Source organism: Bacillus mycoides, assembly GCF_018742245.1.
Taxonomy (GTDB): Bacteria; Bacillota; Bacilli; order Bacillales; family Bacillaceae_G; genus Bacillus_A; species Bacillus_A cereus_U.
This window is the reverse complement of sequence record NZ_CP036132.1, coordinates 3,670,547-3,682,662: the sequence shown is the minus strand read 5'-3', so window position 1 is coordinate 3,682,662 and position 12,116 is coordinate 3,670,547. Positions and strand designations below refer to the sequence as shown.

Genomic DNA, 12,116 nt, shown 5'->3' with positions numbered 1-12,116 from the left:
AAGAGAGGTTTTTCTTATAGAAATTTTTTCATTATTTCATCATAACGAATTGGATGATGCGTTGCGTCTTGTTTTAGCAGTTGTGTCCGTAAAGGTTCTTGCATTATGGAGAAATATACAGCATTTGATTTTCGTTCTATGTCTAAAGTTGGATGTTCGAATGTTTTTGTATGAGTAAGGATTGGGAGTTCTATTTTTTTCTTATTTTTAGAAAGATAAGTTTGTCCTTTTTGTGACATTCCGAGAAGACGGATATACGGCGCATGTTGCTCTATATTTGCTTTATGTATTTCTTCCTTCGTTGTATTTGTTAAAATATGTGTACAAGCTCTTTGTAATCTAGTCCATGTATAACGTTTTGTTTTTAATGCTTCCATGAATGAATAGAAAGATGAACTGTTTTGTATTTTTGATAAAATACGATGCTCTAAACCTTCTTCCATTTCATATATATGTTGTAAGTCCTCTGAAGACATCGTCATAAGTTTGTATTTAAAAAATGAAAAGTATTTTTCCCAGTTATGTAACGTCCCGTAGTTTTGCTTGTAGTTTTCTAAAAGAGAAGCAGTTATTTTTGGGATAAAAGGCTCAATAGTTGTAGAGGAACTGTTTTCATTAAATAGCTGTTTGCGAATACTTGTTGCACTTGCAATATGTTGATCATGAAATGTTTCATCATGATAATGAGAGGCGAATCTTTTTATAGTTTGCGCTTGCATGGAACTATTTTGTAAGAGAATCGCTTTAATGTACTGTAAGCCTAAAATGTTATTTGGTTGTGACATATCTACGTTTTTTTCGGGTGGTAAGATGTGTGAAAAAGCTTCAGATGTAGCTTTTGCATAACTATTACCTGCATTCATAAATTGCTTCACAAGACGATTAAAAGTCTCTTCTTCATTTTTTTGTATAGCGATGGTAGTGTAGAAATTTTCAGTTTGTCCATCTTCACTGCCAAAACAAATGTCAGAAACACCAAGGGCGTTTAAAATCGAAATTGCGCCATTTGCGAAAGTTTCGGCCTTTTGGGTTGCGAATGCATAAGGAAGCTCTACAACAAGGTCTACGCCGTTTGTTAAGGCCATTTTAGTACGATACCATTTGGAGATGAGTGCGGGCTCACCACGCTGCAAAAAAGGACCACTCATAACGGCGATAATAATATCAGACTGTGTTAACTTTTTTGTTTGTTGCACATGATAAGCATGACCGTTATGAAAAGGGTTATATTCAACAACAATACCACTGGATTTTATGGTAATCTCTCCTTTCGATGTAGCATCTTTTTGGAAAACGTGATAATCTATATATTATTTCCTATGATGACTTCATTATAGTGTAAAGAAAAAACATTGACAAATATAAAATGGCTAGCTATAATTTTGTTTGTTGCCTTGAGGTGATATGATATGAAATGGTCCATCCATCAATTGAATAAATTGAGAAATAAAGGATTGACATTAAATGAAATGGTAGATGTAAGTGAGCTAAAAGAGGTCGAGAAAGATATTCGTGAAATTAATCCTGTTCAAGTAACAGGAAGAGTTGATTTTGGCTCCGGTAAGTTTACGTTTCATCTACATATAACTGGAAGCATGGTTTTACCATGTTCTCGCTCTTTAGTAGATGTGACATTACCATTTGACATTAAAACAACTGAGGTGTTCCAAACTTCAGAAGAAGAATTTGAAACAGAAGCTGAAATTCATTGTTTAGAAGGAGAAGTACTTGACTTACTGCCCGTAATCAAGGAAAATATACTTTTGGAGATTCCAATGCAAATTTTCAGTGATGATGTTTCTGGTGGAGCACCGATGCAAGGTCAAGACTGGCAAGTGATTTCGGAAGAAAACAAAGAAAAGACTGTTGATCCAAGATTAGCAGGACTTGCAAAGTTTTTTGACAAATAATCGGAAGACTGGTTTAGGCCTTCATATGAAAATAACTATTTCTTTTAAGGAGGTGGGAAGAATGGCTGTACCTTTTAGAAGAACTTCTAAAACAGTAAAAAGAAAGCGTCGTACGCATTTCAAATTATCAGTACCTGGTATGGTAGAGTGCCCAAGCTGTGGTGAAGCGAAATTAGCTCACCGTGTATGTAAAGCATGCGGTACTTACAAAGGTAAAGAAGTAATCAGCAAGTAATTGCGAAAAATAAACGTAGAAGATATCTTCTACGTTTATTTTTTTTGTCTTATTCTTTATTTGTTGTATTCTATCTTTTCTAGTAACTGCATATGCTTAATAAAAAATGCATAGGGAGGACTAGAGAGATGGCGACAACAAGACAAGATGCTTGGACTGATGATGAAGATTTGCTTCTGGCAGAAGTAGTACTCCGGCATATTCGTGAAGGTGGAACGCAACTTTCCGCTTTTAAAGAAGTGGGGAGGCATTTGTCTCGTACACCTGCAGCTTGTGGATTTAGGTGGAATTCTTACGTTAGAAAGCAGTATAAAGAACGTATTGAAGAAGCGAAGCAACTTCGTAAGGTAGAAAATTATGAAGTGAAAGAGACAATGGTATTAGAGCCAAAATCTATTACGTTGAATGATGTTATTGAATTCTTGCGAAATTATAAAGATGAAAGCTCTTTAATGGTGTTGCAACAACAAATTGAATCGTTACAAACAGAGAAAGAACGTCTTCTGGAGCGATTATCAGTATATGAGGAAGAATATAGAACATTACTTGATTATATCGATCAAAAAAGAAGTGTAATGGTAGCTGAAAGAAATGGCGCTCGCTCGAATGGAGAATTAGAAAAATTAAAGAAATAAAAACAGCTGCGTAACAGCTGTTTTTTTTGTTTCTTATGCAGATTCTTCGTTTGTAATCGCATTCAAATTTGTTTCTGGATGCCAAATATAAAAATCACCATCAGTTACTGATACTGGCTGGAAACTTAATTTATCCCAAAAACCAGCTGATTGGATACGTGCTATCGTTTTAATTGGGAATTGTAGTTGTTGCGCATAATTAACAAGCATTTGTCCGAATCCTTGTTTTTGAAAAGTCGGCAATACTTCAAGTTTATAAAGTTCTAGGTAAGTACCTGTAATTTCAAATGGTTCTCCACCGTTCCTTTTCATATATAGACTCATACGTGCGATTAGCGATCCTCCATAATAAATACCGTAAAATGGAGACTCACTATCATTTTCAATAATGTTTGCTTGTAATTCTTCCAACATGGATAGTTCTTGAGCTCCGCACCCTTTAAATTTTTTAAATTCATCTAATGTTTTATAATTGATGAGCAAGCGTTCAACTTTTGGGAATCCCATTACATCACGTCCTTTTCTTATCTTGTTGAATGCAGAAAAGTTAAAATATTTATAATAATATTATAACTCATTTTTTAATTTTTATGAAGAAGATAGAATATTTCTTTCATTATTTTTTTGAGGATTTGCTAAACTAAGAATAGAACTATGTATATAGGTAGTATATACATAGTGAAAGAAGAGGTTGCATTTGTTAAAAGATAATTGAATCCTCAACTATGTAATTGTAATTTAATAAGATGTAAAGGGGGAAGGGCAAGGGAACTTATATCACTTGTTAATATGAGTTCTTTGTGTGAAGATGAAAATTGGAATTGTTGGACCGGGAGCTATTGGTCTCCTATATACATTTTATTTACAAAAAAGCAATCAAGATGTTACGTTGTTTACAAGAAACGCTAAGCAAGCAGAAGAATTAAACTTAACGGGTGTAAGTTGTATTAGGAATGGAGAACGTGAAACAGTATTTCCATCTATTTTACCGATAGAAAGTATGCTGGATAAACAGTTAGATTATACGTTTATTGCTGTAAAGCAATATCATGTAACTGATATATTACCTTTTGTGCAGGGAGAATCGTCATTAATCTTTTTGCAAAATGGAATGTCGCATCTTCACGTTATGCAAAAAATAGGAAATGAACGTATAGCAGTCGGGATTGTGGAGCATGGTGCAAAAAAAGAGGATGGACATACAGTTCGTCATACTGGAATAGGTGTTACAAAGTTTGGTGTAGTGCGTGGTCAATCTAGTTGTTTTAAAAAGGTATTTAATTGTTTTCCTTTTGATTATTTTCCGATTCAGATAGAAGATGATTGGAAGGGGATTATGCGTAATAAATTAGTAGTCAATGTATGTATTAATCCATTGACGGCATTATTGCGGGTTGAGAACGGGGAGTTAATTTCAAACCCGTTTTTTTATCAAATGATGGAGCAAGTATTTCAGGAAGTTGCATTTCTTGTTAAAGAAGAAGATAGGGAAATGCTATGGCAAATGGTATGCCAAGTATGTGAAAAAACATCTCATAATACTTCATCTATGTTAGCGGACGTAAGAGCGAATAGACAAACAGAAGTTAATGCGATTGTGGGATATGTATTAGAAGAAGCTAAGGAACAACAACAATCTGTTCCGACACTTCGATTTTTGTTCAATGCAATAAAAGGAATGGAATTATAAGTGTTTTTCTTTGCTTTTACGTGAAACATTGACTACAATGTGGGTTGGTGAGAGAACAGGATACGAAAGGAAGAATTATATGGAGATAAAAGAGATCTCTGTTCCACTACAAGGTGTTGTAGCGGACTATATGAACGTTAAAAAAGAGATACAGTCATGTTTTGATTATCTGTTAACAGAGGATGCTTTTAAACAGCGTTTACATGATTTGCGTGAGAGAGAGTTCTTCCGACAAGATTTAGTAACGCATTTATTAGAATATAATATACAATTGCAAGCGGGAGAATTTACAATTCAAAATATAAAAGCGCTTGAAGATGAAAATACATATGTAGTTATAGCTGGACAACAAGCGGGATTATTAACAGGTCCGCTTTATACAGTGCATAAGATCATTTCAATTTTACAGCTTGCAAAAGAAAAAGAAGAGAGCTTAGGGGTTCGGATTGTTCCTGTCTTTTGGATTGCTGGTGAAGACCATGATATGGATGAAATTAATCATACATTTGTAACGAAAAATAAAAAAATAAAAAAGACCATTTTTCATGATCGTTATCCAAAAAAGGCGAGTGCTTCTGAGTCTGAACTTTCTATTGAAGACTGTAGAAAATGGGTCGAAGAGATTTTTAAAACATATCCGGAAACGAATTTTACAAAGGATGTATTACAATTTGTTGATGATGCTTTAGGTCAATCGCATACATATGTAGATTTCTTTGCGCGCCTTATTACGAAAATGTTCGCAAATTCTGGTTTAATTCTTGTAGATTCACATCATCCTGCATTGAGAAAATTAGAAGTGCCGTTTTTACAACAAATTATAAGTAAATATAAAGAAATTCAAGTAGCACTTCATAATCAACAGGAAGTAATTAAGGAATTAGGATTTAAACCGATTATTGAAACGAAGACAAATGCGGTGCATATATTTATGGAAATTGATAATGAGCGAGTATTGCTTGAAGAGAATCAAGGGAAGTTTATTGGAAAAGATGGAGTGCATTCATTTTCGTATGAAGAATTGATGGAAGAGATGGAAAGAAGTCCAGAACGTTTTAGTAATAATGTTGTAACGCGCCCTCTTATGCAAGAATATGTGTTTCCTACGTTAGCGTTTATTGGCGGTCCAGGGGAATTAGCTTATTGGAGTGAATTGCAACAAGTGTTTCATACGGCCGGTTTCCAAATGCCACCTGTTGTTCCGCGCCTTACAATTACTTATATGGAGCGAGATATAGCGACAGATTTATATGATTTAGATTTGCAAGAAATTGATCCATTTCTAAATAATATAGATAATCTGCGTGACAATTGGCTTTCTAATCAAATAGAGGAACCGATAGACGAGCGATTTATAGAAGCGAAAAAAGAAATAATGGATATTCATACATCATTACAACAATTCGTGAAAAAAATAGATCCAGGGTTACATGAGTTTGCTGGGAAAAATGAACTGAAAATTAATGAGCAAATTGAACTGTTAGAAAGAATGTTGAAAAGAAATGTTGAGAAGAAACATGAGGTTCAACTGAATAAATTCCGCCGTTTACAATTTGCGCTTCGTCCATTAGGAGCACCGCAAGAACGTGTGTGGAATGTGTGTTATTATTTAAATCAGTTCGGCCTTGATTTTGTTGACCGGGTAATGGAACAATCTTTTTCGTGGGACGGAAAACATCATGTAATAAAACTATAGAATCTTGCTCTTTTGAGCAGGATTTTATTTTTATTCTGTTGAATTAACTGTGAAGTGAAATATTTCTGAATTATTCATCTTATGTTATTGTAATGAATCGCTATGTATCAGGTATATATATATGACAAAATAGCACAAAATGTAAACGGATTATTATCTTTTTCGACAGGTTTTTGTTTAAATTCCCGCAAAAAATGATAAAATTTAGTATATAATAAAATAAAATAGCGATTTGTATAGCGTACTACCTTGTTGGAAGTTAAATGAGTCGTTCTTTAGTAGCATTTCATCCTCTAGTAGTAAATTGTGTTTGTAGAGTGAGAAATGTATTTAACATAATTAATTGGAAAAAGAGTAGGTGCAGCAATGTTCAAACACGTAACAGTACTTTTGAAAGAAACAGTAGATGGCTTAGATATAAAACCGAGTGGTACATATGTAGATTGTACACTGGGTGGAGGAGGACATAGTTCTTATTTATTATCTCAGCTAACAGATGGTGGAAAATTAATAGCATTTGATCAAGATGAAATAGCGATTCAAAATGCGAAGGAAAAATTTTCTTCTTATGGTGAACAATTTATAACAGTGAAGAGCAACTTCCGTTATTTATCTGAAAAACTACATGAATTAGGTATCACAGAAGTAGACGGGATTTTATTCGATTTAGGTGTTTCATCCCCACAATTAGATACACCAGAGCGTGGCTTTAGTTATCATCATGATGCACCGTTAGATATGCGGATGGATCAAGATGCCCCATTAACAGCATATGATGTTGTGAACAGCTGGTCATATGAACAACTCGTAAGAATTTTCTTCCAATACGGAGAAGAAAAATTTTCAAAGCAAATAACAAGGAAAATTGAAGCTTATCGCGAGAATAAGGCTATTGAAACGACAGGAGAATTAGTGGAATTAATTAAAGAAGGTATTCCAGCTCCGGCACGTAGAACAGGTGGACATCCTGCGAAGCGAGTATTCCAAGCGATTCGTATTGCTGTAAATGATGAATTAAAAGTATTTGAAGAAGCGTTGGAATCTGCAATTGATATGGTCAAGCCTGGTGGAAGAGTTAGCGTTATAACATTCCATTCTTTAGAAGATCGTATTTGTAAAACGACGTTTAAGCGAAATAGCACAACGCCGCAATTACCACAGGGACTACCGATTATTCCGGATGAATTTAAGCCGAAATTAAAGCTTATTACAAGGAAGCCGATTTTACCTTCTGACATTGAATTAGAAGAAAATAATCGAGCGCGTTCTGCGAAGTTGAGAATCGCTGAAAAACGATAAAAAGGAGAGAGAGGTATGACTAATTTAGCTGTAAAGTATAAACAACAGGCGCAAGAAGAGGTACAAATTCAAGCGCCGCCACAGCAGATGGTTAAGCCAAAAGTTAAAACGAAAATTACAAGAATTGAAAAGCTATTGTACGTAACGTTTATTGGGTTTTTATTATATGCCTGTGTAGCTTTTATTGGGAATAAAGCGGGTCTATATCAAGTTAATGTAGAAGCAGCGACGATAGAAGAAGAAATTGTGAAAAAACAAAAGGAAAATCAAGAATTGCAGGCTGAAGTAGAGAAGTTAAGTCGTTATGAGCGTATCGCTGAAGTTGCAAAAAAACATGGGCTAGAAATTAATGCGAATAATGTGAAAGGCCTAAAATAAGGCAAATAGGTGTGAAGAAAAGATGAAGAGAAATATGACCAAATTTCATACCAATAAGGGAGCAGGTTATTTTATGATATTTTTCCTCCTGCTCTTTTTGCTGTTATTAGCCCGATTTTTTTACATACAAGTAACAGGAACAGTGGACAATCATGATTTAAAGAAACTTGCTGAACAGAAACATAGTAAAACAGGAGTTCTCGAAGCGAATCGAGGAACAATTTATGATCAAAATGGTCATGTCCTAGCGCAAGATGCAAATTCTTATAAACTTGTGGCCGAGTTAAAAGGAGCCAACGCCGTTAAGGATAAAGAGGATACTGCAAAGAAAATCGCAGGAGTACTCGGAAAAGATGAAGATAAAATTTTAGCTACTTTAAATAAAGAAGGCAAAAGTCAAGTGGAATTTGGAACATTGGGTAAGGACTTGACGAAAGAAAAGAAAGAACAAATAGAAGCATTGAAATTGCCGGGAATATCTTTTATTACTGAAAATGCGAGAGTTTATCCAAACGGTGATTTCGCATCTTACGTCATAGGACATGCAAAACCGGATGAACAGGGAATCTCAGTAGGTCAATTTGGCTTAGAGAAGAGTTTGGATAAATATTTAGGTGCTTCTAATGGAGAGGTAGCATATACAGGTGACCGTAAAGGAGTATCTCTTGACGGTGGGAAAGTGAATGTAAAGGCACCTAAAAATGGAGATAATGTGTATTTAACACTTGACCAACGTATTCAAAGTTATTTAGAAGACGCAATGAAAGAAGCGACTAAACATTATGAACCAGAAAATTTAATAGGGATTGTTGCGGATCCGAAGACAGGAAAAATATTAGCGATGTCTAGTAAACCTAGTTATGACCCTAATGATCGTCAAATTGAATATTTCTTCAACGACGCCATTGCAAATGCGTTTGAACCGGGATCAACAATGAAGATTTTTACATTAGCGGCGGCCATTAATGAAGGTGTATACAATGGACAAGACTTCTATCAGTCTGGTACATATCAAGTTGGTAATCGCAAAATAAAAGATCATAACGGCGGCGCTGGATGGGGTTCTATTACTTTTGATGAAGGGGTAGAGCGATCTTCAAACGTAGCGTTTGCGATTTTAGGGGATCAAAAACTTGGTCCAGAGCGTTTTCGAAAATATATTCACAGTTTTGGATTAGATGAAAAAACAAACATTGATTTACCTGGTGAAGGGTCAAATACAATTTTATTTGATCAACAAATCCAACAAGTAACAACGGCATTTGGACAAGGTTCTACAGTTACACCAATTCAACTTGTACAAGCTGCAACAGCGATTGCAAATGATGGTAAAATGATGAAACCTTATACAATTGATAAAATTGTGGATCCAATAACAGGTAAAGTACAGCTAGAGCATAAACCAGAAGAAGTAGGAAAACCTGTTACCAAAGAGACAGCCGCGCAAGTAAGACAATTACTAGAACGTGTTGTTACATCACCGAAAGGAACAGGAACTGCATATAAAATTGATGGGTACTCAGTCGGGGGTAAAACAGGTACAGCACAAATTCCTGACGGGAAAGGTGGCTATATGACGGGAAGAGAGAATTATATATTCTCATTCTTAGGTATGGCACCGATGGACGATCCACAACTTGTTGTGTATGTGGCCGTTAAACAGCCGAAATTAAAAGATGATGAAAACGGGGCTAAACCTTTAGCTGATATCTTTAAATATGTAACGAAAAATAGTTTAGAGTATTTAAAGATTAAGCCAAATGAAGTAAAAGACCCGAAAAAATATGTGAAAGAGCAACAAACTGTCGTTCCAGATGTAACCGGAAAAACGATGGATGAAGCGAAAAAAGCAATTGATAAAGCAAAACTGCGTCCAATCGTATTAGGTGAAGGGAAAGTGCAGCAGCAAGTTCCAAAAGCAACTGAACAAACATTAAAAGGTGATCGAGTCTTCTTAGTAGGAGATAAGCCTACAATGCCAAATATACAGGGATGGGCACTGCGTGATGTTATGAATTTAGCAAAAACATTAAAGCTTAACTTAAAACCTTCTGGTACAGGATATGTAACGGAACAAAGTGTGGCGGAAGGAACATTGTTGCAACCCGGTACAGAATTAGGTGTAACACTCGTACCACCACTTGAGCCGCAGCAAGAAGCAGAAAAGCCATAATGGTAATAGGGAAGAAGTTCTAATTAAATAAGTACAAGCATATATTGGAACAAGCTAGGCGTAAGGGAGGCTTGTTCCAATATGCGTGTATCAAATGTAACGGTTAGGAAACGACTTATTTTTATACTTATATCGGGTATACTCATTTTCACCATCATCGATATTCGTCTTGGATATGTGCAATTTTTTCTTGGAAATATGTTAACGGATCGTGCGAAGGATTCATGGAGTCGTAATATTACTTTTGAACCAGAGCGAGGGAAAATTTTAGATCGAAATGGTGTGGAGCTTGCTACGAATAAAAGTGCACCGACCGTCTTTGTTGTGCCGAGACAAATTGAAAAACCAGCAGAGACTGCAGAGAAGTTAGCTGCAGTATTAGGTGTGGAAAAAGATGATGTTTATAAGCGGATTACAAAAAAAGAATCGATTGTAAGGCTTGATAAAGGCGGAAGGAAAATATCGCATGACAAAGCGAAAGAAGTACGCGGATTAAGTTTAAAGGGTGTGTACATCGCAGAGGATTCTATCCGGTACTATCCATTCGGAAATTTTTTATCACACGTATTAGGATTTGCGGGCAGTGATAATCAAGGGCTTATGGGACTAGAGAAATATTATGATAAAGAGCTAAATGGTGATAAAGGTCATGTGCGATTTTTTGCAGACGCGAAAGGACAGAGAATGCCTAACGTAGGAGATGATTTCAAAAAACCAGAAGCCGGCTTGAATTTAGGATTAACAATTGATTCACGCATTACGAGGATTATGGAAAGAGAAATGAATATTGCGGAATCAACGTATAATCCTGACGGTATGATAGCAATTGCAATGAATCCGAAAAATGGTGAAATTTTAGGTATGTCAAGTCGACCAAGTTTTGATCCAGCAGATTTCCAAAGTGTTTCTCCGGAAGTATATAACAGAAACTTACCTGTATGGAGTACGTATGAGCCGGGGTCAACATTTAAGATTATTACATTAGCTGCAGCCTTGAATGAAAATTTGGTAGACTTAGAGAAAGATACATTTTATGATGATGGGGCAGCTGAAGTTGGTGGAGCTAGATTGCGGTGTTGGAAAGCTGGAGGCCATGGTAGCCAAACGTTTTTAGAGGTAGTTCAAAACTCTTGTAACCCAGGATTTATTGAACTCGGTGATCGTCTTGGTAAAGATCGATTGTTTAAATACATTCGCAATTTCGGTTTTGGACAGAAGACTGGAATTGACTTACAAGGTGAAGGTAGCGGGATTTTATTTAATTTAGATAAAGTTGGTCCAGTCGAGCAAGCGACGACTTCATTTGGGCAAGGTGTTTCTGTTACACCGATTCAACAAGTAGCAGCTGTAGCGGCCGCTGTAAATGGTGGAACTTTGTATCAGCCATATATAGCGAAGGAATTTATTGATCCGAAGAATAATCAAGTTGTTAGCAAAAAGACACCTGTTGCGAAAAGGGAAGTTATTTCCAAGGAAACTTCAGAGAAAGTTCGTTACGCATTAGAGAATGTTGTAGCGAAAGGTTCTGGTAAAGGGGCTTATATTGATGGATATCGTGTAGGTGGAAAAACTGGAACTGCTCAAAAGGTGAAAGATGGAAAATATTTAGATAATAATTATATTGTATCATTTATCGGTTTTGCTCCAGCTGACGATCCGCAAATTGTTGTTTATGTAGCAGTGGATAACCCAAAAGGAGTCACTCAATTTGGTGGAGTGGTAGCAGCACCTATTGTTGGGAATATTCTTCGTGACGCACTTCCTGTAATGGGAGTGGAACCGAGAAAAGAGCAAGTTGAGAAAGAATATAAATGGGGCGATACACCAACTGTGGAAGTTCCGAATTTAATTGGTATGAAAAAGAAAGATTTACAAACGCAACTTGTAGACTTGAAGCTTGATATAAGTGGTGATGGTGGGAAAGTAATTAAACAATCACCAGAAGCAGGAGCTAAAGTAAAAGAGGGTTCAAAAGTTAGAATTTACTTCGGGAATTAAAGGTAACTGATTGTGTTTTATGGTACAATTGGTGGAAGTGAGTTCTTTATAGAAAAATTGCTTTATTTGAGACGATAAGTGTCTCATTAATAAATAAATCTA

The 12,116-nt window shown here is 35.8% G+C and carries 11 protein-coding genes; 9 read left to right on the top strand and 2 right to left on the bottom strand.

Features of this window, described 5'->3' with window-relative positions:
• Window positions 1–14: 14 nt before the first annotated feature.
• Window positions 15–1,256 (bottom strand): nucleotidyltransferase, encoded by a 1,242-nt coding sequence (locus EXW56_RS18670; RefSeq protein ID WP_199659991.1) that lies wholly within the window; start codon window positions 1,254–1,256, stop codon window positions 15–17.
• 153 nt (window positions 1,257–1,409) lie between these two features.
• Here EXW56_RS18670 and EXW56_RS18665 point away from each other — a divergent pair, with 153 nt between their 5' ends.
• The 3 genes from EXW56_RS18665 to EXW56_RS18655 all read left to right on the top strand — a co-directional run bounded on the left by EXW56_RS18665 (window position 1,410) and on the right by EXW56_RS18655 (window position 2,780).
• Window positions 1,410–1,910, top strand: coding sequence for a YceD family protein (locus EXW56_RS18665; RefSeq protein ID WP_002111456.1), 501 nt, complete (start codon window positions 1,410–1,412; stop codon window positions 1,908–1,910).
• A 61-nt stretch (window positions 1,911–1,971) separates the two neighbouring features.
• The gene (gene rpmF, locus EXW56_RS18660) at window positions 1,972–2,145 is read left to right on the top strand and encodes a 50S ribosomal protein L32 (RefSeq protein ID WP_001984764.1); all 174 of its coding nucleotides are present in this window, start codon (window positions 1,972–1,974) and stop codon (window positions 2,143–2,145) included.
• 128 nt (window positions 2,146–2,273) lie between these two features.
• Window positions 2,274–2,780, top strand: a complete 507-nt coding sequence (locus tag EXW56_RS18655; RefSeq protein ID WP_002111454.1) for an RsfA family transcriptional regulator — start codon at window positions 2,274–2,276, stop codon at window positions 2,778–2,780.
• Between the two features lie 33 nt (window positions 2,781–2,813).
• On the opposite strand, the gene EXW56_RS18650 is transcribed toward EXW56_RS18655, so the two are convergent.
• Complete coding sequence (locus tag EXW56_RS18650; RefSeq protein WP_002111452.1) at window positions 2,814–3,287, bottom strand: N-acetyltransferase; 474 nt, start codon at window positions 3,285–3,287, stop codon at window positions 2,814–2,816.
• Window positions 3,288–3,582: 295 nt separating this feature from the next.
• On the opposite strand from EXW56_RS18650, the gene panE reads away from it, so the two are divergent.
• The 6 genes from panE to EXW56_RS18620 all read left to right on the top strand — a co-directional run bounded on the left by panE (window position 3,583) and on the right by EXW56_RS18620 (window position 12,014).
• Window positions 3,583–4,470, top strand: coding sequence for a 2-dehydropantoate 2-reductase (panE, locus tag EXW56_RS18645; protein ID WP_002111450.1), 888 nt, complete (start codon window positions 3,583–3,585; stop codon window positions 4,468–4,470).
• A gap of 79 nt (window positions 4,471–4,549) precedes the next feature.
• Window positions 4,550–6,166, top strand: a complete 1,617-nt coding sequence (gene bshC, locus EXW56_RS18640; protein ID WP_215596842.1) for a bacillithiol biosynthesis cysteine-adding enzyme BshC — start codon at window positions 4,550–4,552, stop codon at window positions 6,164–6,166.
• Window positions 6,167–6,532: 366 nt separating this feature from the next.
• Entirely contained in the window at window positions 6,533–7,465 is a 933-nt protein-coding gene (gene rsmH, locus EXW56_RS18635) for a 16S rRNA (cytosine(1402)-N(4))-methyltransferase RsmH (protein ID WP_215557395.1), read from the top strand.
• Between the two features lie 15 nt (window positions 7,466–7,480).
• Window positions 7,481–7,843 carry a cell division protein FtsL gene (gene ftsL, locus EXW56_RS18630; protein WP_002111445.1) on the top strand — a complete coding sequence of 121 codons (363 nt, stop codon included), beginning with the start codon at window positions 7,481–7,483 and terminating at the stop codon, window positions 7,841–7,843.
• 22 nt (window positions 7,844–7,865) lie between these two features.
• On the top strand, window positions 7,866–10,016 hold the full coding sequence (locus EXW56_RS18625; protein WP_087952589.1) for a penicillin-binding protein: 2,151 nt from the start codon (window positions 7,866–7,868) through the stop codon (window positions 10,014–10,016).
• A gap of 81 nt (window positions 10,017–10,097) precedes the next feature.
• The gene (locus tag EXW56_RS18620; protein ID WP_002014741.1) at window positions 10,098–12,014 is read left to right on the top strand and encodes a stage V sporulation protein D; all 1,917 of its coding nucleotides are present in this window, start codon (window positions 10,098–10,100) and stop codon (window positions 12,012–12,014) included.
• Window positions 12,015–12,116 lie beyond the last annotated feature (102 nt).

Coding starts and splice junctions, on each gene's coding strand:
- EXW56_RS18665 (WP_002111456.1), top strand. CDS start 1,410: ATGAAATGGTCCATCCATCAATTGAATAAATTGAGAAATAAAGGATTG.
- rpmF (WP_001984764.1), top strand. CDS start 1,972: ATGGCTGTACCTTTTAGAAGAACTTCTAAAACAGTAAAAAGAAAGCGT.
- EXW56_RS18655 (WP_002111454.1), top strand. CDS start 2,274: ATGGCGACAACAAGACAAGATGCTTGGACTGATGATGAAGATTTGCTT.
- EXW56_RS18650 (WP_002111452.1), bottom strand. CDS start 3,287: ATGGGATTCCCAAAAGTTGAACGCTTGCTCATCAATTATAAAACATTA.
- bshC (WP_215596842.1), top strand. CDS start 4,550: ATGGAGATAAAAGAGATCTCTGTTCCACTACAAGGTGTTGTAGCGGAC.
- rsmH (WP_215557395.1), top strand. CDS start 6,533: ATGTTCAAACACGTAACAGTACTTTTGAAAGAAACAGTAGATGGCTTA.
- ftsL (WP_002111445.1), top strand. CDS start 7,481: ATGACTAATTTAGCTGTAAAGTATAAACAACAGGCGCAAGAAGAGGTA.
- EXW56_RS18625 (WP_087952589.1), top strand. CDS start 7,866: ATGAAGAGAAATATGACCAAATTTCATACCAATAAGGGAGCAGGTTAT.
- EXW56_RS18620 (WP_002014741.1), top strand. CDS start 10,098: ATGCGTGTATCAAATGTAACGGTTAGGAAACGACTTATTTTTATACTT.